22 protein-coding genes are annotated in these 23119 nt (G+C 66.4%); 15 read left to right on the top strand and 7 right to left on the bottom strand.

Annotation, left to right across the window (positions count from 1 at the left end; all coding sequences use genetic code 11):
• Nucleotides 1–253 precede the first annotated feature (253 nt).
• From DES52_RS02920 to DES52_RS02885, 8 genes are all read left to right on the top strand, one after another.
• The gene (locus tag DES52_RS02920; RefSeq protein WP_170130862.1) at nucleotides 254–1456 is read left to right on the top strand and encodes a glycosyltransferase family 4 protein; all 1203 of its coding nucleotides are present in this window, start codon (nucleotides 254–256) and stop codon (nucleotides 1454–1456) included.
• Nucleotides 1453–2934 carry an O-antigen ligase family protein gene (locus tag DES52_RS02915; RefSeq protein ID WP_245900610.1) on the top strand — a complete coding sequence of 494 codons (1482 nt, stop codon included), beginning with the start codon at nucleotides 1453–1455 and terminating at the stop codon, nucleotides 2932–2934. Before DES52_RS02920 ends, DES52_RS02915 begins: the two co-directional genes overlap by 4 nt.
• Nucleotides 2931–4103: a glycosyltransferase family 4 protein gene (locus DES52_RS02910; protein ID WP_170130861.1), complete on the top strand. Its 1173-nt coding sequence runs from the start codon at nucleotides 2931–2933 to the stop codon at nucleotides 4101–4103. The genes DES52_RS02915 and DES52_RS02910 overlap by 4 nt, the downstream gene beginning before the upstream one ends.
• Nucleotides 4100–5320, top strand: coding sequence for a glycosyltransferase family 4 protein (locus DES52_RS02905; protein WP_110885512.1), 1221 nt, complete (start codon nucleotides 4100–4102; stop codon nucleotides 5318–5320). Before DES52_RS02910 ends, DES52_RS02905 begins: the two co-directional genes overlap by 4 nt.
• Before the next feature lie 44 nt (nucleotides 5321–5364).
• The gene (locus DES52_RS02900; protein ID WP_110885289.1) at nucleotides 5365–6846 is read left to right on the top strand and encodes a phosphoglucomutase/phosphomannomutase family protein; all 1482 of its coding nucleotides are present in this window, start codon (nucleotides 5365–5367) and stop codon (nucleotides 6844–6846) included.
• Between the two features lie 161 nt (nucleotides 6847–7007).
• Nucleotides 7008–7706 carry an AzlC family ABC transporter permease gene (locus DES52_RS02895; RefSeq protein ID WP_110885288.1) on the top strand — a complete coding sequence of 233 codons (699 nt, stop codon included), beginning with the start codon at nucleotides 7008–7010 and terminating at the stop codon, nucleotides 7704–7706.
• The gene (locus DES52_RS02890) at nucleotides 7703–8005 is read left to right on the top strand and encodes an AzlD domain-containing protein (RefSeq protein WP_110885511.1); all 303 of its coding nucleotides are present in this window, start codon (nucleotides 7703–7705) and stop codon (nucleotides 8003–8005) included. Before DES52_RS02895 ends, DES52_RS02890 begins: the two co-directional genes overlap by 4 nt.
• Before the next feature lie 4 nt (nucleotides 8006–8009).
• On the top strand, nucleotides 8010–8948 hold the full coding sequence (locus DES52_RS02885; protein WP_110885287.1) for an MBL fold metallo-hydrolase: 939 nt from the start codon (nucleotides 8010–8012) through the stop codon (nucleotides 8946–8948).
• A 3-nt stretch (nucleotides 8949–8951) separates the two neighbouring features.
• Here the strand turns inward: DES52_RS02885 and mscL are convergent, their stop codons facing one another.
• From mscL to DES52_RS02860, 5 genes are all read right to left on the bottom strand, one after another.
• On the bottom strand, nucleotides 8952–9353 hold the full coding sequence (gene mscL / locus DES52_RS02880) for a large conductance mechanosensitive channel protein MscL (RefSeq protein ID WP_110885286.1): 402 nt from the start codon (nucleotides 9351–9353) through the stop codon (nucleotides 8952–8954).
• Nucleotides 9354–9494: 141 nt separating this feature from the next.
• A complete protein-coding gene (locus tag DES52_RS02875) occupies nucleotides 9495–10937 on the bottom strand; it encodes a DUF512 domain-containing protein (RefSeq protein WP_110885285.1) in 1443 nt (480 codons plus the stop codon).
• Nucleotides 10938–10993: 56 nt separating this feature from the next.
• Nucleotides 10994–11473: a hypothetical protein gene (locus DES52_RS02870; protein ID WP_110885284.1), complete on the bottom strand. Its 480-nt coding sequence runs from the start codon at nucleotides 11471–11473 to the stop codon at nucleotides 10994–10996.
• Between the two features lie 56 nt (nucleotides 11474–11529).
• A complete protein-coding gene (locus DES52_RS02865; RefSeq protein WP_110885283.1) occupies nucleotides 11530–11928 on the bottom strand; it encodes a DUF2171 domain-containing protein in 399 nt (132 codons plus the stop codon).
• Nucleotides 11929–12048: 120 nt separating this feature from the next.
• A complete protein-coding gene (locus DES52_RS02860) occupies nucleotides 12049–13833 on the bottom strand; it encodes a peptide ABC transporter substrate-binding protein (RefSeq protein ID WP_110885282.1) in 1785 nt (594 codons plus the stop codon).
• A gap of 234 nt (nucleotides 13834–14067) precedes the next feature.
• Between DES52_RS02860 and trmFO the strand changes: the two genes are divergently transcribed.
• The 7 genes from trmFO (at nucleotide 14068) to DES52_RS02825 (ending at nucleotide 20290) form a co-directional block, all read left to right on the top strand.
• Nucleotides 14068–15411, top strand: a complete 1344-nt coding sequence (gene trmFO / locus DES52_RS02855; protein WP_110885281.1) for a methylenetetrahydrofolate--tRNA-(uracil(54)-C(5))-methyltransferase (FADH(2)-oxidizing) TrmFO — start codon at nucleotides 14068–14070, stop codon at nucleotides 15409–15411.
• Nucleotides 15412–15559: 148 nt separating this feature from the next.
• Nucleotides 15560–15781, top strand: a complete 222-nt coding sequence (locus DES52_RS02850; RefSeq protein WP_110885280.1) for a hypothetical protein — start codon at nucleotides 15560–15562, stop codon at nucleotides 15779–15781.
• Nucleotides 15782–15805: 24 nt separating this feature from the next.
• Nucleotides 15806–16774 carry a class I SAM-dependent rRNA methyltransferase gene (locus DES52_RS02845; protein WP_110885279.1) on the top strand — a complete coding sequence of 323 codons (969 nt, stop codon included), beginning with the start codon at nucleotides 15806–15808 and terminating at the stop codon, nucleotides 16772–16774.
• A 9-nt stretch (nucleotides 16775–16783) separates the two neighbouring features.
• The gene (gene abxC / locus DES52_RS02840; protein WP_110885278.1) at nucleotides 16784–17398 is read left to right on the top strand and encodes a monothiol bacilliredoxin AbxC; all 615 of its coding nucleotides are present in this window, start codon (nucleotides 16784–16786) and stop codon (nucleotides 17396–17398) included.
• Between the two features lie 174 nt (nucleotides 17399–17572).
• A complete protein-coding gene (locus DES52_RS02835) occupies nucleotides 17573–18385 on the top strand; it encodes a hypothetical protein (protein WP_110885277.1) in 813 nt (270 codons plus the stop codon).
• Nucleotide 18386: 1 nt separating this feature from the next.
• Complete coding sequence (locus DES52_RS02830; protein ID WP_110885276.1) at nucleotides 18387–18827, top strand: DUF8082 domain-containing protein; 441 nt, start codon at nucleotides 18387–18389, stop codon at nucleotides 18825–18827.
• Nucleotides 18824–20290: a HAMP domain-containing protein gene (locus tag DES52_RS02825; RefSeq protein ID WP_211317848.1), complete on the top strand. Its 1467-nt coding sequence runs from the start codon at nucleotides 18824–18826 to the stop codon at nucleotides 20288–20290. The genes DES52_RS02830 and DES52_RS02825 overlap by 4 nt, the downstream gene beginning before the upstream one ends.
• 63 nt (nucleotides 20291–20353) lie before the next feature.
• On the opposite strand, the gene DES52_RS02820 is transcribed toward DES52_RS02825, so the two are convergent.
• Together DES52_RS02820 and DES52_RS02815 are read right to left on the bottom strand one after the other, a co-directional pair.
• Nucleotides 20354–21976, bottom strand: coding sequence for an NHL repeat-containing protein (locus DES52_RS02820; protein WP_170130860.1), 1623 nt, complete (start codon nucleotides 21974–21976; stop codon nucleotides 20354–20356).
• Nucleotides 21977–22138: 162 nt separating this feature from the next.
• Complete coding sequence (locus DES52_RS02815) at nucleotides 22139–23119, bottom strand: ABC transporter ATP-binding protein (protein ID WP_110885274.1); 981 nt, start codon at nucleotides 23117–23119, stop codon at nucleotides 22139–22141.

Below are 23119 nucleotides of genomic sequence, written 5' to 3'. Positions count from 1 at the left end.
GCCATGAAATCGGTTCTCGTGAGCACGAGATGGTCCTACTTTGCAGCGATGGACGTAACAACATCGTTTCATGGTCGCGACACGCGTGTTCCCCGCGCAACTCGGCGCGCCGGAAGGAAACCTTGGCCAGGAGCGCGCGTAACGCCGACGAGGCAAGCCGAATTTTATCTTCCGTTAGCGGCGCCGCTTCTAAGCTTCGTGCCATGAAGCGGGACGCAGGAATTCCATGTCGGCGAGCGCGAGAGGTGAGGGTGTGAACGGCTCGCCAGCTCGCCCCTCGCCCAACGCGCGCGCCTCACGTAACGGCACGCCGCGTGTCACGTTCGTAGATCGCGGCCTCGCGTATCACGGCGGCGTGCCGAACGTGCTGCTCAACTTCGCGAAGTACGCCGATCCGTCCTTGATCCGCGTGCACGTCGCGTCGCTCAAGCCGTCGACGCCCGACATGAGCGCCGAGTTCGACCGTCTCGACGTCCCCTTGTTCGAGCTTGGCGACGACGGTTACGTCAAACCCGCGCTCGCCTTGCGTCGATGCTTGCGCTCGCACGCCGTGGACGTGGTCGTCGCGAACACCCTCAAGTCGTACCTCGTCGCGAAGCTCGCGACGCTGGGCACGAGTTGCAAGGTGGTGTATTGGATGCACGCCGTCAACGAAGTCATGAGCAACCGCGTCAAAGCGTTGGTGTACACCACCTTGTCGCGCCGAGACAGTCTCATGTTCGTGTCGAACGCGACGCGAAACGTGAACTTGCCGCGCCGACACCGAGGAGCGAGCCACGTCATCTACAACGGCGTCGAGCATCCCGATCGCAGCGAACGCTGGCGACCCTACGAACGCGCTCGACGAGCCGAATTCGGGTTCGACGAGCGTGACTTCGTGATTTTGTACACGGCGAGCTTCGAGGAGCTCAAGAACCACCGAGTGCTGCTCGAAGCGTTCGAAGCGCTGTTGCCGCTCGTGCCGAACGCCCGCCTCGTCCTCGTCGGACGCGGCGAGTTGCTCGAAGCGATGCGTTCGCGCGCCCAGGAAATGTCGGGCGGCGAGCGGGTGCACTTCCTGGGCGCACGTCCGGACGCACGACGCCTGCTCGGCTTGGCCGACGTGTACGTGCATCCCTCGTACATCGAAGCATTCGGCTTGGTCGTCGTCGAGGCGATGCTCGCGCGCGTTCCCGTCATCGTCGCGAACACCGCCGCGTTGCCCGAACTCGTACGGCACGGGGAGACCGGCTTGCTGTTCGATGCCCACGATCCGCGCGACCTCACGCGCAACCTCGCGTGGCTCGCCGAACATCCCGTCGACGCTCGCCGCTTCGCGACCGCCGCGTACGAAGACGCCGCCACACGCTTCTCTCCCGAACGCTTCGCGTCCGAGATCACGGGGGCCTTGCTCGCCGACGTGGGTCGAGCGGCGGGCACCGCGTCCGCGCCGCGCGCGTCGGTGGAGGCGTCGTGACGCGCGCCACCCTTTCGCTCAAGCGCCTCGATGCGCGCTGGATCGTCGTGATCGCCGCGACGATCCTGGGGCTCGCCGCCGTTCGCTGGCCCGTGCCCGCCGCCGCCGTTTGCGTCGCCCTGATCGGCGCGGCGATCGTCGCCCTCGTGTGGTCGCGCCTGCCGAGCGTCGCCTTGACGCTCGTCGGCGTGTGTCTCGTCGGGTACGCCTTTCTCGGGCGAGGCTTCGCGTACGTCGGCGTGCCGCCCCTGTTCATCGGGGAAATCTCGCTCGGCCTCGGGTTGCTCGCGCTTTGGCGCGTGGGCCGCGTGCACCTCGTGCGAACGCGGCCCTTGCTGTTCGCGCTCGGCGTGTTTTTGCTGATCGGTTTGCTCAACACCGTGCCGTACGTCGGTCAGTACGGCATCAACGCGCTGCGCGACGCCGCCGCGTGGCTGTACGGCCTGTTCGCCATCGTCGTGGCGACGCTCGTGCTGCAACTCGGGCGCTTCGAAGGCGCGTTGCGCGCGTTCACGCGGCTGCTGCCGTGGTTTCTCGCGCTCGGACCGCTCGGCCTCGTGCTGTTCCGCCTGGCGGGAAACGCCATTCCCTCATGGCCGATGAGCGGCACCCCGATCCTGGCGCCCAAAGGCGGCGACATCGCCGTGCACCTCGCCGGAATCGGCGCGTTTCTGCTGCTGGGACTGCATCGAGCGTACGCCACCAAACTCGGAACCGCCGGGCGCGAGTGGCTGTGGTGGGCGCTGTGGTTGATCGGCTGCCTGAGTACGTTCACGGGCCGCGCGGCGCTCGTGACGGTTGCGGTGGGCGTGCTCGTCGTGATGCTGGTGCGTCCCGGTCGCGCGTGGCTCAAACCGCTGTACCTCTCGTTGGTGCTTCTCACGTGCGGCGTGGCCTTCGACATGAAAGTCAACCTCGGCGTGGACCGTGAAGTGTCCGTTCAAGGCTTGCTGCTCAACGTGGAAAGCTTGCGTTCCAACACCGGCACCGACACCCGCGACGGTTCGCGCACGTGGCGGTTGGAGTGGTGGAACGACATCGTGAATTACACGGTGTTCGGTCCGTACTTCTGGACGGGAAAAGGCTACGGCATCAACCTCGCCGACGCGGACGGCTTTCAAGTGACGCAGGACAGCTCGCTGCGCAATCCGCACAGCGGTCACCTCATGTTCCTGGCGCGCTCGGGCGTTCCCGGCTTCGTGGCGTGGGTGGGCTTGCAAATCGCGTTCGCCGTGAGCCTCGTGCTCGCCGCGCTTCGCGCACGACGCGCCGGACAACTTCGCTGGGCGAGCATCAACGTGTTTTTGCTCGCTTACTGGGCGGCGTTCCTGACCAACGCGGCGTTCGACGTGTATCTGGAAGGGCCGCAAGGCGGCATCTGGTTTTGGAGCGTGTTCGGCTTCGGGCTCGCCGCCTTGGAATTGCAGCGGCGCTCGGCATGGTGGAACGCCGCGACGTCCGAAAGGACGGGCGCATGAGCACGCCGACTGTCCGACCCAAGGTGCTTCACGTCATCACGCACCTCGATCTCGGCGGCGCGGAATCGGTCGCGGTGTCGCTCGCCGAAGCGTTGCGCGACGAGTTCCGCTTCTCGTTTTTCGCGGTGCTCGGCGTCGCCGAAAACGACGTCGGCCGTAACTTCGGCGAGCGCCTCGCGCGCGCGCAGATCCCCGTCTTCTCGGGCACGCGGCTCGAGTTCAAGCGGGGCGGGGCGGCGCACGCGGCGTGGCGGCTCAACGGCGTGCTGCGGCGCGTTCGGCCCGACGTCGTGCACGTGCACACCGAGATTCCCGAGACGACGCTCGCGGTCGGCCGATTCGCCTTTCAGCCCCGCGCGCGCGTGCTGCGCACGATTCACAGTTCGACGCCTTGGCCCGCTTGGCGCCGCCTCGGGCGGTTCGTGGAGCGACAACTGGAGGACGCGGAAGTCACGGCCGTGTCGCACGCGGCGTGGCAAGGCTGGCAAGACTTCCGCACGTCTGTCGGGTTGTCCGCCGCTTCTCACCCGGAGCGTGTCTTGTACAGCGGCGTGCGCGCCACGCCGCTGGGAACGCGGGCCTCGTCGCACGACCGACCCGTGCGGGTGCTGTTCGCGGGACGCTTCGAGCCCGAGAAGGGCGCTGGCCTGCTGCCCGCCATCTTGGACGGGGCGCGAGCGCTCACGTCGCGCGCCGTGGACGTCACCTTGCTGGGGCACGGCAGCCTCGAAGGCGATTTGAAACGCTGGGCGGACGGCGTGAGCGCGCCTTGGACGGCGCGTTTGTCCGGACCGATTCCGAATTTGGCGGCGGCCCTCGGCGAGTACGACGTGCTCGTGATGCCGTCGCGCTTCGAAGGCCTCGGCATCGTCGCGATCGAAGCGCTGTTGGCGGGAACACCCGTCGTGGCGAGCGACGTGCCGGGCCTCGGCGAAGTCTTCCCGGCGGGGTACGAACTGCTCGCCGAGCCGAACGACGTGTCGGCGTTCTCGCGGCTTTTGGCGCGCGTCGTCGACGATCCGCAAGGTTACGCGTCGGTCGCCGCTCGGGCGCGTTCCGACATGCGAGAACGCTTCGGAATGGAGCAGATGGCGCGGCGGTACGGCGACGTGTACCGCGCGCTCGCCGCGAGTGACGTTCCCGCCCGCGTAAGGCTGGTGTGGCGGTGAACGTCTTACTCGTGCACAACTTCTACCAGCAAGGCGGCGGCGAGGATCAAGTCTTCCACGCCGAACACGCCGCGCTTCGCGACGCGGGCGGACGCGTGTGGACGTACACCGTCAGCAACGACTCGATCGGCGGCGCGGGCGGCTTGTCGGCCGCCGCGCGCGCCGTGTGGAACCGCGACGCGGCCCGCGAAGTCGGCGCGCTCGTGAAGCGGCACGCCATCGACGTCGTGCACTTCCACAACACCTTCCCGCTCGTGTCGCCCGCGTCGTACTACGCGGCGCGCGCGAACGGCGCGGCCGTCGTGCAGACGCTTCACAACTACCGCCTGCTGTGCCTCAACGCGCTCTTCTACCGCGACGGGCACGTGTGCGAAGACTGCCTCGGCAAGGCGGTGCCGTGGCCCGGGGTGAAGCACGCGTGCTACCGAGACAGCCGAGCGGCGTCGGGCGCGACGGCGGCGATGCTGAGCGTGCACCGCGCGCTCGGCACGTACGCGCGGGAAGTGGACGCGTTCGTCACCTTGACGGACTTCGCGCGGGGCCGCATGCTCGCCGGAGGCTTGCCCGCAGACCGCCTCGTGGTGAAGCCGAACTTCCTCGCGAGCGATCCGGGCATGAGTACGGGCGACGGCGACTTCGCGTTGTTCGTGGGCCGCCTCACGCCCGAGAAAGGCGTGCGGACCCTGCTGGAAGCGTGGAAGACGCTCGGAAGCTCCGTGCCGCTCGTGATCGTCGGTGACGGACCGCTCGCGGGTGAGGTGGAGGCCGCGACGCGCCTCTTGCCGAACGTACGCTTTTTGGGACGCCGCGACCGTGCAGACGTGCTCGCCTTGATGCAACGCGCGCGCATGCTGGTGTTGCCGTCGTTGTGGTACGAAGGCTTTCCGATGACGGCGGTGGAAGCGTTCGCGGTCGGATTGCCCGTCGTCGCGAGCGACATTGGCTCGCTGAGTTCCGTCGTGCGCGAAGATCGAACGGGCGCGCTCTTCCAGCCGGGAGCGGCGGCCGAACTCGCGAAGGTGGTGACGCGCCTCGCGAGCGACGACGGCACGCTCGCCCGCTTGCGCACCGGAGCGCGTGAAGCGTTCCTCGCGCACTACACGGTCGAGCGTCACCTTCAACAAATCGCTACGATTTACGAAGATGCCGCTCGTCGCCGAGCCGATCGCTCGCTCGCTCGAACCGGCGCGTTCGAGACGGACGGAAGGGCCGGGTAAGCCCGATCGGTCGAGACGTCGGCTCGCAAGCTCGAGGAGGTCACATGGCAGTTCAAATTCAATTCGGAACGGACGGCTGGCGCGCGCTCATCGCGCGGGAATTCACGGAGGACAACGTCGCGCGCGTCGCGGCGGCGCACGCGCGGTACTTGCGCGCCCAAGGCGGGAAGCGGGTCGTGATCGGGTTCGACACGCGCTTCGGTGGCGCGCGATTCGCCCGCGTCGCCGCGGGCGAGTTCGCGCGACGCGGTCTGGACGTGCTGCTGGCGACGGAGTTCTTGCCGACGCCCGCCTTGTCGTTCGCCGTGAAGCACTACGGAGCGGCGGGCGGCGTGATGATCACCGCGTCGCACAATCCGCCCGAGTACAACGGGTACAAGCTCAAGGGACCGTACGGCGGCAGCGTCACCCCGTCGATTGCACGCGACGTGGAAGGCTACATCGACGCGCCCGACGAGCCGTTCGGTTCGGAAGGCCGCGTGGAGTCGTTCGACGTTCGGCAGGCGTACTACGAGGCGCTCGACCGCGTGCTCGACGTGGCGTTGCTGCGAACGTACCAAGGCGAGCTGTACCACGACTCGATGGGAGGCGCGGGCAGTTCGTGGATCAGCGAGTACGCTCGGCACGCGAACTTCGAGGGCTTGACCGTGCGCCCGGTGCGTGGTGAACCGCACCCGATGTTTCACGGCGTGAATCCCGAGCCGATTCCTCAGAACCTCGAATTGGTGTCGAACCTGCTCGCCGCGTGCCAAGACCCGACCTTCGCGTGCGTCACGGACGGTGACGCGGACCGCGTCGGCGCGGTGCTGGCGGGCGGGCGCGTGTTCAACTCTCACCAGATCTTCGCGGTCCTGCTCAAGCACTTGTTCGATCGCGGCGTGCGTGGACGCGTCGTGAAGACGGTGTCGACGAGCGCCATCATCGACCGTTTGTGCGAGCACCTCGGCTTGGAAGTGATCGAGACGCCCGTGGGCTTCAAGTACATCACGGACGCCTTTTTGGAGGGCGAGGCGGACGAACGTCTCGCCGTCCTCATCGGCGGGGAGGAGTCGGGCGGGCTGGCCGTGCGGGGACACATTCCCGAGCGCGACGGCGTCTTGAACTCGCTGCTCTTGCTCGAAGCGGTCGCCAAAAGCGGCAAGAGCTTACCGGCGTTGTTCGCCGACATCGAGCGGCTCACGAACTTCGAGCACCACTACGACCGCGTCGACTTGCATCTCGATCCTGCCTTCGACATCAAGGGCGCGATGCGCGCGTCGTTGGACTGGACGGACGTCGCGGGTCAGGGTGTGCAGGAAGTCGTGACGAAGGACGGCGTGAAGTTCGTGCTGCAAGGAGGTGCGTTCGTCATGCTGCGCGGCAGCGGAACCGAGCCCGTGCTGCGCGTGTACGTCGAAGCGCCCAGTGAGGACGCCGTGCAAGTCCTCCTCGCGGAGGCCGTGCGCCGCGTTCACGCCTTCGGCACCCCGAACGCCTCCTCGTCTTCAGCTGGCGAAGATTCGACGGCGCCCTCGCCTCGGGCCTAAGCCGGGAGTTCGTAGCGGCATCTCCTTCCGGCCTCGGCGACGTGCCGGCCGATGAGGCCTTCAGCGTAGACCCGACCGTGCCGAAGTTGCGGGCCGGCACGGTCAGGTCGGCGGCGAGCGGAATTTGACGACTCGCACGTCCGCACGTGATGCTGGCCTGCATGACGACTCGTGCCCTCGAACGTCGCGTCGCCTTTCGGCGAGGCTTTCTCGCCATGATTCCCTTGTGGCTCGGCGTCGTGCCCTTCGCCGTGGCGTACGCGGTGACGGCGCGTGCGGGCGGCCTCGGCGTCTTGGACACGCAGCTCATGAGCCTCGTGGTGTTCGCGGGCAGCGCGCAGTTCTCGGCGGCGGGTCTCTTCGCGCAGGGAGCGAGCCCCTTGCCGATTTTGCTCACGACCTTCCTGCTCAACGTGCGTCACGTGCTGTACGGGTTGTCGCTAGGCCGAGCAATTCCGATGACGCCCGTTCAGCGCGCGCTCGGCGCTTGGTTCATGACGGATGAGGCGTACGGCATGACGATCGCGAGCGGCGCTTCGACCTTCGGCTTCTACCTTGGCGCGGCCCTCAGCCTGTACGTCGTGTGGAACCTCGCGACTCTCGCGGGCGCCCTGCTCGGCGGTATCCTGCCCGATCCCGCGAGGCTCGGCGTGGACTTCGTGTTTCCGCTGGCCTTCCTGGGCCTGCTCGTGCCACTGCTCAAAGGCCGAATCGAGGTCGTCGTGGCGCTCCTCGCGGGCGGCTTCGCGTGGTTGTTGTCGAAAAGCTTGCCGGGCGGCCTCGTGGTGTTGATCGTGGGCATGGGAGGCTCTCTGCTCGGCGCGTGGCTCACGACGAGACGAAAGGGCGAGGCCTCGTGAGCGACACCCTCGTCATCCTCGGCATGGCCGTCATCACGTACGGCACGCGCTTCGTCGGCCTGCGGCTCATGAACTTGGAGTTGACGCCCTTCTGGCTGGCCTTCTTGCGTTTCGTGCCGATCAGCGTGTTCGCGGCGCTCGTCGTGCCGTCCGTCGCGGCGTCGAGCGCCGATGTCGGCGCTCGCCTCTTGGCGGCGGTCGGGGCGGGCCTCGTCATGTGGCGAACGAAGCAACTCTGGTTGGGCTTGCTGCTCGGCATGAGCTTGTTCTGGTTGCTGCGCGCGTGGTTGGTAAGCTGAGCGCGTGTCGCGGTTCGTCTTCTGGGAGCGTTCCATGCCGAGCGCAAACGTCGTCCTCGTGCGCGGTGAGGCGAACGTCTTGATCGACACGGGCTTCGGGTCGGACGTGGATGAGTTGGAAGGGTGGTTGATGTCGCAGGGCGTGCCGCCTTCACGCCTCGACCTCGTCGTGAACACGCACCACCACAGCGATCACGTCGGCGCGAACGCGCACTTGCAACACGCGTACGACGTCAGGATCGCCGCGCATCGCTGGGAAGCGGACCTCGTGAATCGCCGCGCGCCCGAGGCGTGGTCGGCACGGTGGCTCGACCAACCGGTCGAGCCGTACGACGTGAACGTCCGGCTGGAGGGCGGCGAGGACGTGCACGGACTCAGGGTCGTGCACACGCCCGGCCACTCGTTGGGCCACGTCAGCCTGCACGATCCGGCGGAGCGCGTGTTGATCCTCGGGGATACCGTGCATCACCGTGACGTCGCGTGGATCAATCCCTTCTTGGAGGGAGCGGGCGGCGTGGACCGCATGATCGGCAGCGTGGAGCGCCTCGCGAGCCTTTCGGCGGTCGTCGCGTTCACGGGTCACGGGCCGCCCCTCACGAACCTGGACGACGCGTTTCGCGCGGCGCTCGGCAAGCTCGAAAGCTGGATTCGCGACCCCGAGCGGATGTGGTGGCACGGCGCGAAGCGAACGTTCGCGTACGCGTTGATGCTGCGCGGCGGCTTGAGCGAAGGCGAGCTTCAGGCGTATCTGCTCGCGCGCGCCTGGGTGCGTGACTACGCCGAGAGCGCTTTTCGCGTCACTCGTGAAGAGTTCGCCGCCCTGCTCGTCGCGGAGATGCTGCGTTCGGGGGCCGCGCGGTGGCACGACGGACGGCTGCGCGCGACCACGCCGTGCAAAACGCCGCCGCCCGCTTGGTTGGAGGCGGTGTTCGCCCGCGCGTGAAGATCAATCGTCGCCGAAAGGTCGCGAAGCGCTTTGGCCGCGAATCGCGTCTCGAATCTCGGTGAGCAGCACTTCTTGGCGTGTCGGGGCGGCGGGCGCTTCGGGCTTCGCGAAGCGGTTCAGCATCGCCGTGAACGGGCGCACCACGAAGAAGTACAAGACGGCGGCCGTCAGCAGGAAGCTCAGGAGGTCGGTGAGAAAAGCCCCGTACTTGAAGACGCTGCCGTTCACGCTGACGCCGAGGCTTCGGAAGTCCGGGACGCCGCCGAACATGCCGATGACGGGCATGACGAGATTGTCCGTGAACGACTTGACGACCGTGCTGAACGCCGCGCCGATGATGAATCCGACGGCGAGGTCCACCAAGTTGCCGCGCAAGATGAACTCCCGGAATCCTTGGATCATATGCGGTTCCTCCTCGTGTTTTCCCGCCCAAGGTAACGGACCTCGCCGCGACCGGGCGACGTCCTGTGTAGTTCAATGCACGACAGGCCCGCGTTCGGCGGGCCCGTCGGTCGGATGATTCAGGATTCGGTTCGGCGTTCGTCAGGCTTGACCGCGCGCTTCCTTCACGGCGTGCGCGCTCATGCCGAACTGCAAGTTCCCGCCGAGCGCGTCTCCGAGGATGACGCGGGCGAGCTCGCCGAGCGTGGAGCCGCCCGCCTTGACGTTCATGCGAAGCTCGCCGGAAAGTTCGGTGAGGCTGACGTCGTCCAGCATGAGCTCGGTGCCGTAACGCAGCGTCGTCGGCGGAACGATCAGCAAGTCCGCTTCGCCGGGCTGGACCGCGTGCCGAAAGCAGCGTCCCGTCAGGAGGCCCGCCACGGTCGTGGCGACGCCGAAGGTGCGGTTCGTGATGGGCCGCACCTCGATTTCCAGACCTTCGATGGCGCGCAGCGGTTCCACGGCGAGATCGAGCGACGGCGCGAACAAGGTGCCCGTTCCGAGGATGACCTTGCGTGGCGCAATTCTGGCTGGCAAGTGCTCCGGCAACGCCTCGGTGAGGAAGTCGCGAATCATGCCGACGCCGTTTTCCAGCATCGGGAAGCCTTCGTACTCGTCCTCGGAGGGCAAGGGCAAGCCCGCGAGAAGATAGAACTCGTCGGAGGGAAACACGAAGCGGGTGCCGCGCTCTTCGAGCATCGTTCGGCGCCATGCCTCGGTGCGCTTCAGCACGTCACGCGCCGAGTCGCGGTCGAACGTCTCGACTTTGGCGAGGTTCGTGCGGTGGTCCGTCAGGCCCACGGGCACGACGGCCACGGATACGACGTTGGGACGGCTCGACAGGTACGCGAGGGTCTCGTCGAGGTACTCGCCGTCGTTGCGTCCGGGCACCAGCACGATTTGCGTGTAGAGGTCGATGGGCTCCAAACGCTCGATCATGTCTTGGATCTTCACGACCTCGGGGTCTTTCACCTTCAGCTTCCACCACTTCATGAGGTCGTGGCGAAGCGCTTGGTTGGTGGTGTGCACCGACACGTACAGCGGACTGAGGTTCTCGTCGAGAATCCGGTTCACGTCCGCGTCGGTGAGGTTCGTCAAGGTCACGAACGAGCCGTACAGAAACGACAAGCGGTAGTCGTCGTCCATGATGTAGAGGCTCTTTCGAAAGCCGCGAGGCATTTGGTGCACGTAGCAGAAGTCGCACTTGTTCGCGCACTTCTTGATGCCGTCGAACAAGACCTCCTCGAACTCGAGACCGGGATCTTCCCAATTCACCGTGAACGAGAAGGTGGGCTCGGCGTGTGATGTGATGATGTGATGGTCTTGCGGCACGGCGAAGAACGTCGGCGCTTGAGGTCGCGCGATTTCCAACGTCGCCTCGCCTTGCGTGAGCAAGTGACGGTACGCGAGGAGGTCCGTGACCCCCTGACCGTTGACGCGCAGCAATTGATCGCCGGGCTGCACGCCCGCGCGGTCGGCTGGCGAGCCGGGTTCGACGCTCTTGATTTGAGCCGGATAGATGTCCTGCACGATCGCCCCTTCCAAAGCGAGGATTGTATCAGGACGTCACGCGAGCAATCCGTGACGGCGTTACAGAAGAGTCACTCCACGCGCTTGAGGCTCACGGAGTAATTGGCGGTCACGGTGCGCAGTTTTCCGGAAAAGCTCTCGTTGACGAGGCTGCCGGTGAGTTGCGCGCTTCGACCGAAGGCGGCGTTCGCGCTGGCTCCGGCCGACGCGCCGAGCGCTCGTCCGAGGAGCGAGGCGCCCAAGCCAGCGTCCACGCCGACGTTGGCGTTCGCGCTTTGGCTGAGCGTGAGATCGAGTTCGCCGCCCGCCTTCGTAGGAATGAATTGACCCGTGACGCGGTAGTTGTCTCCGGCACTGACGTTCTCGAACACGCCCGCGGCGACGTTGGCGGTCTTGTCGACGTTGAGCACGACGCGGTACTTGGCGGACGTGAACGTGCCGCGACCTTCGCCTTCGAGCACGTACGTCTCGAACGTCTTCGGAGCGGCGGTCGGACGGGGCGCGCAGGCGGCGAGCGGAACGAGGACGAGCAGGAGGGCGGCGCGCTTCACGCGATTTAGCGTACACGGCGCTCGCCGCCCTTGCCTACCCTCTTGACCGCGGCTGGTTACTGCTGTTCGTTGCGTTGCTCGTGCGTCTTGTGCAGGCGCTCGCCCTTGACCTCGCTGCGTTCGTGCGCCTCGTGCGCTTCGTGTCCGCCGCCCGCGTTCGGATCGCCGCCAAGCCAATTGGCGCGCATTTCGGCGGCGGGCACGGTGAGGTGCACGTGCTGATCCACGCGCGCCACGAAGATGTCCTCGATCCAGTGGTGGTTGCCGTCCTCGTCCTTCGTCACCTTCAGAAACGCGCCGTCGATGCGGTCGACCGTGCCGACTTCCTGCCCGTCGTTTCCTCGAATGCTCATGTGATTTTGAATGGAGCGGCGGAAATCGCTGTCGAAGCGCCGCTCGGCGGCCCGCCGACGGTCTTGGTCGTTGCCTTGCTGATCGCTGCCTTTTTGGGACATAACGGTTCCTCCTGAGCCGGTTGTACAAGGCGGACGTGGGCGTGAAGCGTACAAAGAGGTGAAGGCGAGGCCATGGAAACGCCCCCTCTTCTTGTGCAAGAGGGGGCGGGCACGAAGAGCTCAGTCGTCCCAGCCGATGTCCCAGGCGTTCCAGCCCGCCGTGCGCGTGAAGGAGTTGAAGTTGTAGTTCAAGAGGTCCTTCTTGTGCACGAGGATGGCGCGCGATTCGTACAGGGGAATGGCGGGCACCTCGTCGAGGAGGATGCGCTGCATCTGCTGGTAAGCGTCGCGGCGGCGGTTCTCGTCGAATTCGCTTCTGGCTTGAATCCACAAGTCTTGGAAGCGTTGGTTTCGCCATCCGCCGATATTCTGCCCCGCGTATCCGTTGGCGCTCGTGGGAATGTAGTCGTCCTTGACGGACGTGGTGGGATCGTCGATGGCGAAGAGGGACGCGTCGAGCGCGAGCGGCTGCGAGTTCCAGGTGAACATGAAGCCGCCCTTCCACTTGCCGGCGACCGCGTTCGAGAAGTAGCCGGGGTCGAAGACGACGTCGGCGGGCGCGTTGTTGATGCGCACGTTGATTCCGACGGCCTTGAGGTCGCGTTGCACGAACTGCTCGACGCGTTCTCGCAAGCGGTTGCCCGCCGTCGTGACGAGCTCGAAGTCGAAGCGTTGACCGCCTCGCGTGAGAACGCCGTCCGCGCCGGGCGTCCAACCGAGTTCCTTGAGCAGGGCGCGGGCCTTGTCGGGATCGTACGGGTAGGCGTCGTCGGCTTCTTTGAGGTAGAAGGGGCTTTCGGAGTTGATGTAGACGTTGCTGATGCGGCCGAGGCCTTGCAGCACTTGATCGACGATCGCGCGGCGGTTGATGGCGTACGTCAGGGCTTGACGCGTGCGCTTGTCGTCCAGCCCGAGCGCCTTCACGGACGCGACGTTGGAGAACTTGTTGATGTCGATGTGCTCCCAGTTCGCTTGGGGAACGCTGTCGACGACGTAATTGTTCTTCGCGCGCTCCAGCGACCGCAACGTGTCGGGATTGCTGGCGAGGCCCGCCGAGGACACGGCGTCCACGCGGTTCGAGGCGATATTCGTGACGAGGGTGTTGTTGTCGGCGTAAAAGAGGTACGTGACCTTTTGCGCGGGACGCGCCACGGTCGGCTTTTGCCAGTAGTTGTCGTTGCGCGTCAACGTGAGGTTCTGGCCCGCCTTCCAGTCGGTGAGCTTGAAGGGCCCGCTCGTGACGAGGTCCTTCGCGCCGCGCGCGTTCACGAGGATGTTGTTCTGGAAGGCCTCGGTGAAGGCGGTGGCGGCTCCGTCCTCGCCCGCGTCCTGAGCGGCTTGCACGGCGCGGTCGTACACGGGTCGCCACTGCTTGGCGTTGAGAATCGGGTAGGTGTTGCCGAGGCTGTAGTAGAGGTACGGCGGTTCGTACGTCTCGACGAAGGTGCGGTCGTCGACCTTCTCGATGCTCCTGGGCACGCCTTCACGCGTGGGAACGGGCAGGCGCTCGTCGAGGTAGATGCGGTGGGACGTGACGACGTCGTCCGTGGTGATGGGCGTGCCGTCGCTCCACTTCAAGCCTTCGCGCAGCGTCCACCGAACGGTGAGGCGCGTGGGACGGCCGTTCTCGCGCGTGATCTGCACGCGGCCGTTCGCTTCGCTGGGCACTTCGACGGCGAGGTCCGGTTGCGGCCGACCTTCGTCGTCGACGTACACGAGACCGCGAATGAGGTAAGCGCCGATTTCCGAGGTGACGGACGAGCTTTCCGTGAACCAGTTGAGGCTGGGCGGTTCTTGTGACGAGCCGACGACGAGCGCGCGGTTCGCCGCGTTGTTGCCGCCGCCGCACGCGGCGAGGGCGAGGGTCGCCGTCATGGTGAGGGCGAGTCGAATGCTGTTCTTCATACGTGACTCCTGAGGGAAAGCGGACGCGGCCGTTTCCGAGCAAGCCCGTTATGCAAGAGGAAGCGACGGCACAAGGGAAAGCGGGCACTGTTTGAGGAGCCGTTGAGGAAAATCGGACCAGGCGCTTCACTCAACGCGACGACGCCATGAGCGGACGGTGGGGGCGATGAGGACGCGGCAAACGTGCCGCCTTTCCTACCTCCGCGTGAACGTCTCCTCTACACTGATTCGGTTATGGCGGCTTCGGAACGAGCAGTGACGGTGGTGGGCGCGGGCCTCGCGGGCAGCGAGGCGGCGTTGAGCGTGGCGAGCGCGGGCGTGCGTGTTCGCCTTTACGAAATGCGTCCTTTGAAGATGACGCCCGCACACCGCAGCGACAAGTTCGCGGAGCTCGTGTGCAGCAATTCCTTGGGCGGCGAAGCGGACACCAACGCGAAAGGCTTGCTGCAAGCGGAGATGCGCAGCGTGCAGTCGGCGGTGATGCGCGCGGCGGACGCGGCGAGGCTTCCGGCGGGCGGCGCGCTGGCGGTGGAGCGCGAGGTGTTCAGCGAAGCCGTGACGAAGGCGGTGCGCGAGCATCCCCTGATCGAAGTCGTGAGCGGCGAGGTGACGGAAGTGCCGAGCGGCATCGTCGTGCTCGCGACGGGGCCCCTCACGTCCGACGCGCTCGCGTCGGACGTGGCCAAGCTCACGGGCGAGGAGCACTTGAGCTTCTACGACGCGGCGGCGCCCGTCGTGGCGTTCGACTCGATCGACATGACGGTCGCCTTCAAGGCGGGCCGCTACGATCAAAGCGCGGATTACATCAACTGCCCGATGGACAAGGAGCAGTACACGCGCTTTCACGAGGCGATCGGCGAGGCGCGGGTTCACACCGGGCACGATTGGGAAAAGCTGGAGTTCTTCGAGGGCTGCATGCCGATCGAGGAGATCGCGCGCCGTGGCTTCGACACCCCGCGCTTCGGTCCCATGAGTCCCAAGGGGCTCGATGATCCGCGCACGGGTCGCTGGCCGTACGCGGTCGTGCAACTTCGCCAAGAAGACAAGGAAGGTCGCATGTGGAGCCTCGTGGGCTTCCAGACGGGGCTGAAGTGGGGCGATCAAAAGGCGGTCGTCTCGCTCATTCCGGGCTTGGAGAACGCCGAGATCGTTCGTTACGGCGTGATGCACCGCAACACGTACCTCAACGCGCCGAAGCTGATCGAATCGACGCTGCAGCTTCGCGCCGCACCGCGCATTCTCGTGGCGGGCGTGCTCGCCGGAACGGAAGGCTACCTGGAAAGCGCGGCGACAGGTTGGCTGGCAGGATTCAACGCCGCTCGCCTCGCGCGAGGCCAAGAACCTCTCACGCCGCCCGCCGAGTCGATGCTGGGCGGCCTCGTGCGCTACCTCGCGTCCGCGAATCCCAAGAACTTCCAGCCGATGAACACGAACTGGGCGCTCGTTCCCGACTTCACGGTGGAAGGCCGCAAGAAGCTCGGCAAGCGCGAGAAGCGTCCGCTGATGTACGCGCGAGGCCTGCAAGCCTTCGAGGGGTGGGCGCGCAGTGTCGGCACGTCCGATCTCGTCACGTCCTGAACGAACGCGGTCCCGTCACGAAGGCATCGCCGGGATCGAAGGCGGCGGCCTTTCGACGCGGGGCTGACACGGGTATGACACGAGGCGGCCATAACGAGCGTACGACCACACGATCGGCTCCCCGCTCTCTCGGCTCAGGAGGTCGCGCATGGAAGTCTTGGGAATGGTTCTCGTCTTCGTAGCTCTCGTCGCGTTCTTGTCCTCGCGCGTCGACCGACGCGGACGCCGCGTGAGGCGGCGCCTGTACGCCTCGAGCGGCTCGGACGGCGTCATCGACACGGGCTGGTCCGACGCGACGGGAAGCGACGGTTGCGACACGTCGAGTTCCGACGGAGGCGGCTCGGACGGCGGTGGATGCGGCGGCGAATAGCAAGTTCGCTCTAGACTGGTCGGCGTGACGTCTCGCGCCGATCTCGTTTCGTTTCTGCGCCGCTTGCAAGCGCGGCGCGACTTCCTGCCAAGTGAAGGCACGACCTTCTACCGCGCCGCGCACCTCACGGAAACGGGAGGGACCTTCACGCTCGAGCGTGCCGGGGAAGTCGGCGTGCTGAGCCTCTACAGCGAGTTCTCGCCGAGCGCCGAGACGACGCTGGCGGCGGCGTGCGCAGAGGGGCTCGGCCTCACGGCGGTCTACGTGAAGCGCCGTCCGCAGGAGGCGGCGAAGGTGGCGAACTCCGAGCGTGACGCGCTCTCCCCTTCCGAGCCGATTTGGGGCGAGGCGCTGGAGGAGGTGACGGCGCTGGAGGAAGGCGTGCCCTTCCTGATTCGACCGGGCGCGGACCTGTCAATCGGCTTGTTCTCCGACATGCGGCCGACTCGCGCTTGGCTGGCGAGTCACGCGGCGGGCCGAGTGCTGAACACCTTCGCGTACACCTGCGGCTTCGGCGTCGCGGCGAAGCTCGGGGACGCGGACGGCGTGAAGAACGTCGACGCGTCGCGCAAAGTCCTCGCGTGGGGTCAGGAGAATTACGCCTTGTCGGGCTTGGACGCGCCCGACGAGGACTTCATCTTCGGAGACGTGTTCGACTGGCTGAGCCGCTTCGCCAAGCGCGAGCAACTGTTCGACACCGTGATCCTCGATCCGCCGAGCTTCGCGCGAAACGAGGGCCGCGTGTGGCGGTCCGAACGCGATTACGGCGAGCTCGTGACGCTCGCGCGCCGCGTCGTCTCGCCCGGAGGGCGAATCGTGGCGTGCACGAATCACGCGGGCGTGAGCGAGCGCGATTTCGAGCGAACCGTGCGCCAGGCACTCGGCGAAGCGGTGTTGGAAGCGCGGTTCGGAGCGGGCGTGGACTATCCGAACGCGGCGCATCTCAAGGTGCTGGTGTTCGAAGTCACCGCCGCCGACGCCAAGGCGCGTTAAGCTCACGGCATGGCTCAGCTGATTCCCCTTACGACGCCCGAAGAAGTCGATTCCTTTCTCACCGAACACCCGACGAGCGCGATCTTCAAGGCGGGCACGTGCCACAAGACGATGCAGGGATTCAGCGTCTTGGAAACGTTCCTGAAGCGCTACGAACTTCCCGTCGGCTTCATTCGCGTCGTCGACTGGCGTCCGGCGAGCAACCACGTCGCGCAGCGAACGAGCATCGTTCACCACTCGCCGCAGTTCATCCTCTTCAAGAACGGCGAGAACGTGTTCGACGTGGACAACTGGGACATCACGCCCGAAGCGCTCGCGCCGGCGTTCGAGGCGCACGTGCCGCCTCTCGACGCGGAGGCGGGCGGCGTCGCGACGAACGTCGAGCCGTACAAGCTCCTCATGCGCCGCTATCTGAACGGCGAACTCAGCGATTGGCAATTCCAGGACACGTACATCACGATGTTCCGCGACGACGCGAGCTTGCGTTCGAAGCACGAGTTCGAGTTGCTCAGCCGCTTGTTCGGCGATCCGGACGCTTACCACGGCGGGCTGCATCAGCTTGGCGCGCCGCAAGCGCGCGGAGACTTGAAGGAGCGGGTGGCGGATCTGATGGCGCAGCTTTGACGGGCCTTCCACGTTTCGTGTGAAGAATTCGTCATCTGTAAGCAATTTGTAAGCGGCAACGCGGCAGCATAAAGGCACCCTCAGGGGGTGCCTTTTCTGTTGGCGTCGGTTCGTGTCCTGTGTCCTCCTCCCTCAGCACGGAGTCGGTGAGACCCGTTAGAATCCTGAAGAATCATGTCTCATGTGTGGCCCGAGGTTCCTCGAGAACAATCCATCTACGCGTTCCTGCCCACGGACTACTGGCCTTGGTCGGAAGTCTTGCAGGACCTCGCCCAGCGAAGCGGGATGAGCGGCGCGCTCGAACTGCGTCAAGGCGCCGTGCGTGCCCGTGTGCTCTTCGCCGAAGGCACGGTGCTCGGCGCCTACAGCGAAAGCGCGGACGCCGATCTCGCGACCCTCATGTGGATGATGCCGCGCGCGGTCGTGAGCCTCGTCTCCTTGTCGCCCGCCATCGCCCGGCTCGCGTGGCAATGCCGCGTCGCCGACGCTCAAGTCGCCAATGCCCCCTGGTCGACGCTGCGCGCCACCTTGAAGTTCAAGGCGTTCACGGGCGTCGTTCGCTCGAGCGTCGGGGATTCGTATTGGCAGGCGGGAGTGATGATCGGCGGGCCGGAACCGACGGAGCACGACGTCGTGACGTTGATCGCACCTTCGCTCGAAGCGATCAGCAACACGACCATCCTGGAGTTCTACAACCAAGCCTTGTCGATCACGGCGAAAAGCGTGGCAGCCGAAAATTTGTGGCGCGCGGCGGCGCTCGACTTGGCCGACGACCACTTGTGCCTCGATCCGTTCGCGCGTGAAGTCGTGTACGAAAACGGCAAGCTCGCCGTCACGCACGACCTCGCGCCCGAAGAGTTGCTGCCCGCGTTGCGAGACGCCTTCTCGCTGCTTTTGGACAAAGCCGGACGCCGCGCCGGCGACCTCGGACTCGAATCCTTGCGCGCCCACCCGCTGTGGGCGTTGAGCAGTCTCGGGGAGGCCTGAGGTGGAAGCCGCCAGCATTCCGCAACCGCGCTCCTTGCAAGCCGACGCCATGCTGCCCTTCGCGCTGTGGCCCGTTGCGGACCTCATCGACGGGCACCGCACCGTGAGCGCCATCGCGAACGCCTTGAGCCTCTCGGTCGGAACGGTGGTGTCGGCGCTCGGCGCGATCGAGCGCGAGCTCGGCGTGACCCTCACGGACCGCGCCGTCGTTCCGACGCCCGTCAGCACGCCCAGCATGACCGCCGCCGACGCCTTCGATATCGTCGTGGACGCCGCCGTGAACCTCGTCGGGCCGATGGGCGAAGTGATCGCCGAGGACGCCATCGATGAAGTCGGCGAGACCGCCTCGGCCGCCGACCTCGCGTACCGCGTCGCCCAAGACCTTCGTGAACCGCAACGCAGCACCTTCCTCGCCAAGGTGCGCGCGAAAGGAATCGCATGAAATACACTGTCGTACTGGCCAGAAGCGTTCCGATCGACTTGCGCGTCGAGCTCGCCGATCGCCTCACCAATCAATTCGGCCTGCCCGCCGAGCAATCACAAAAGCTCGTCTCGCGCAAGGCGGGCCGTTTGCTCAAGCCCACCACGAAAGGGCGCGCCGAGAAGCTTCTCGGCGTGTACCAAGCGCTCAACTTGCCCGTGACGCTCGAAGAGGTCGCCGACGACGACGTGACGTCCACAGCCGCCACGTCCTTCCCGACGATGCCCGCGCCGAGCGCCCCCTCCGCGTCCATCGCCTCGGCGAGCAGCGCGGCCGTGTTCGCTCCCGCCGCGTCCGCCGTCGTCGCGGAGCCCGTGACCACGGCGGACGTCATGCCGCCCGCCGCGATCGCCCTCGCCGAACCGCCCCCACCTGCGGCGACCTTCGCGTCGCCCGTCGTGCCGGTCATGGCCGCCCCGAGCATTTCCGACGTGGGCGCCGCCGTGCCCGCCGTGACGCAAACCCCGACCGTCGAACGCACCTTCACCGACGACGTTCCCGCCGAAGCCGCGCCCGAGACGAAGCAGCGCCGCTTCCCGCTGCGTCAGCGCGTGCTGCTCACGGCGCTGGTGCCGCTCGCCGTCTACGCGGTCGTCACGTCGATCGGCTCGGGCCTCAACACCCGACAAGTGACCAACCAGATTTCGCGTGACGCGGCCGCCGCCCTCGCGGCGTCCGTCGGAACGAGCGTGAACATCGATGACGTCAACCAGCTCGACACGCAGCTGCGCGCCTTGCTGCAGCAGCCATCGGTGGGCTTCATCGCCGTGAACACGCCCGACGGCCTGCAGTTCTTCCGCTCGAAGAACGAGGACGCCGACTTCCTCCTCGGCGAGAAGGTCAACCAGTTCATCGAAGTCAACCCGGGCGAAAGCACCTACACGTACAACGACCGACCCGCCGACCGCTACAAGCTGCAACTGCAACAGCTCAAGGACAGCGGTGTGGACACCGGCGACGCCGCCAAGTTGCTGGAGCAACGCATCAACGCGCCCGAAAATCAGCGCGTCATGACGACGCACTACGAAGTGCAGAACATCGGCGTGTACGAGCGTGACGGCAGCCGCGTCGCGGGCAGCGCGAAACCGGCGCCCGGCCAGACGCCGCTCTTCACGGTCGCCGTGGGCGTCATCACCAACGAAGTCGTGAACGCCACGAGTCGCGCTTTGTGGCTCAACATCCTCGCGGTCGCGATCATGGGCGCGCTCGCCGTGCTGCTCGCCGTGTTCACCGCTCGCCGCATCGTCCAGCCGATCGAGGAACTCGTGCAGGCCGCCGACAAGATCAGCCTCGGCCAGCTCGACACGCCCGTGAAGGTCGGGCGCAACGACGAGATCGGCGACCTCGCGCGCGCCTTGGAGCGCATGCGCCTTTCGCTGGAATCCGCGATGGAACGTCTGCGCCAACGCCGCCGCCGCGCCTGACCGGCACGCGAAGGAGCCGCCCGGGAACGATTCCGGGCGGCTCCTTCACGTTTTCTCGTGGGTTCAAGGCCAGTAGCGCGTCAAGGCGAAGTCCTGGTTGCTGTCGTTGCGCACGCCCACCGCCACGACGCGCGTAGCGGGAATTCGCTCGTCGGGTTGCAAGACGACGGCGCGCACCTCGTCCGCTTTGCTTCCCGGCGCGACGGACGTGACCGTCGTGCCGCCTTGACCGAACGACGCGTCGAGTTGTCCGCTCGCCGTGAGGCGCGTCACCGCGAAGTTGCCCGCCGAGGAACCGCCTTCGTACGCCCAGCCGCCCAGCACGAGCTTGCCGTCGCTTTGCACGGCGACGCCCGTCGCGGCGTCCCAATTGGCGGCGCTGATCGGCACGACTTGCTTGCCGCCCGATCCGAACGAGGCGTCGAACGCGCCGTTTTCGTTCAGGCGCACGATCGCCGTGTCGTTTTGGCGTTGCCCCGCGAGCACGAGCCGTCCCTGAGCGTCGACGGTCACGGCGTTGACCGTGGCGATGTCGCCGCCGAAGACCGTACCGAGCTTGCCGCCCGCTGCGAACGAGGCGTCGAGCACACCGGCCGTGGTGTACCGCACCGCCTTGAAGTCGCCGTCGCCACCTGCAGCGACTATGCGGGTGCCTTGCAAGGCCAGGGCGCGCACGGCGTCTCCACCGTTGCCCGACGCGACGGCCGTCGTGACCTTGCCGCCCGTCCCGAAGGACGCGTCGAGCGCGCCCGTTTGCGTGAGGCGAGCGACGGCGAAGTCGACGCCCGTCGTGGTGTCGACCGTCGCTTGACCGCCCACGACGATCGCGCTCGGCGTGACGAGGACGGCCTGCGCGCGGCTCTCACCGCCGAAATCCAAGGTCGCCAGGCCGTTCTGACCGAAAGAGCCGTCGCGCGCGCCCGTCGCCGTGAGGCGCACGACGCCGAAGCGCTCCTTGTCGGCGGCGCTCGTGACGCCGCCCGCCACGACGACGCGGCCTTGAGCGTCGATGGCGACGGCGCGGGCGATGTCAGACTTCCCGGCGAAGTCAACGACGACTTTGCCGCCTTGCCCGAACGTCGAATCGAGGGCGCCGTCCCGCGTGTAGCGCACCACGGCGAAATCGGACGAGGTCGTCGAGTTCATGGTGCTGCCGACGACGACGAGCTTGCCGTCGTCTTGAACGGCCATCGCGTACGGCACGTCCTCACCGATCCCGATCGGCGTGACGGCGATTCCGTTGGCGCCGAAGGTCGTGTCGAGGCTTCCGGCGGGGCCGCGCACGGTGACGGTGACGTTCTTCGTAACGGTTCCGCTGTTCGACGCGCCCGTGAGGGCCACGGTCGTGGGCTGGGAGTGCGAGGCTGTTCCGAGCGCGCTCACGGTGAGCGTCGCGCTCGACTGACCTTCGGCAATCGTGACGGGCGCGCTGCTCGCTCCGCTCGGCAAGCCCGCGAGCGACAGCGAGACGGGGCCGTTGAAGCTGCCTTGCCGAGCGACGTTCACCGTGACGGTCGCGCTCGTCCCGGTGATGACGGGCAGTTTGTCGGTGGAGACGGTGAGGTCGAACGCACCGCTGGCAGGCGGCGTTGGCGGCGGCGCGGACGTGCCGCCCGAACTGCAGGCGACGAGAGTGGCGGTGAGTAGGATGACGCTGGCGAGCGAGATGGAACGTTTGAGTTGCACGGGTGAAACCTCCTTGCCTTCTGGCGTTCGCAAGGTACGCCGCGAGGTCTGATCGCGGCGTGACTGGTCCGAGCGCGACCTTACACGCGAAGATGCGCTCCAGCACGAGGTTTTTCCGTTTTGGTCGCCTTCGCGGAGTTCGCGCGGGCGATCAGGCTTCGATCACGCGTGCAGCAATCCACCCTCGTAGATCGCGCGAATGGTGCCTTCGATGTCAGGTTCCTTCACGCTGAGGTCACGCACCCCGTAGCGCGCCGAGAGGCGAGCGATGACGGTCGCGGCGCTCACGTCCTGACGAAAGGCGAACACGGCGCGCACGGAATCGCTCGACACGAGCCGCGCGCCTTCCACCGTCGGATCAGCGACAGGCTCGGCGAATTCCACGACGAGGTGCCGCTCGCCGCCGAAACGCGCGAGGAGCGCCGCGAGCTTTCCATCGAACAGCAACTGGCCGTGGTCGATGATCATCACGCGCCGCGCGAGGCGTTCGACGTCGGCGAGGTCGTGCGTCGTCAGCAAGACGGTCACGCCGCGCGTTTCGTTCACGTGCGCGACGAACTCGCGAATACGCTCTTTCGCGACGACGTCCAGTCCGATGGTGGGCTCGTCGAGAAACAGCAACTCCGGGTCGTGCAGCAAGGCGGCGGCGAGATCGGCGCGCATGCGCTGCCCGAGCGACAAGGAGCGCACGGGCGAATTCAGGAAGCCGTCGAGGGCCAGCAGCTCCGTGAACGTCTTCAAGTTCTCCTCGAAGCGCGGCTTCGGAACGCGGTAGATGTGTCCGAGCAACTCGAGCGACTCGATGACGGGCAAGTCCCACCACAAGGTCGTCCGCTGCCCGAAGACGACGCCGACGTTCGCGACGAAGGCGCGCCGACTGCGCCACGGCACGACGCCGTTCACCTGCAACGTGCCCGACGTCGGCACGAGCAGGCCCGCGAGCATTTTGATGGTGGTGCTCTTCCCGGCCCCGTTCGGACCGAGGTACCCGACGATCTCGCCGCGCTCCACCTTGAACGACACGTCGGACACGGCGCGCACGACGTCGTGTTCTCTCGACAGGAAGGTTCGTAAGGCGCCGAGGCGTCCACCGTGACGTTTGGGCACCGTGAAGTGCTTGCTGAGATGTTCGACTTCGATCAT

Source organism: Deinococcus yavapaiensis KR-236 (assembly GCF_003217515.1).
GTDB lineage: Bacteria > Deinococcota > Deinococci > Deinococcales > Deinococcaceae > Deinococcus_A > Deinococcus_A yavapaiensis.
Note: the sequence above shows the minus strand (reverse complement) of the source record. Positions and strands in the feature narration are given on the sequence as shown.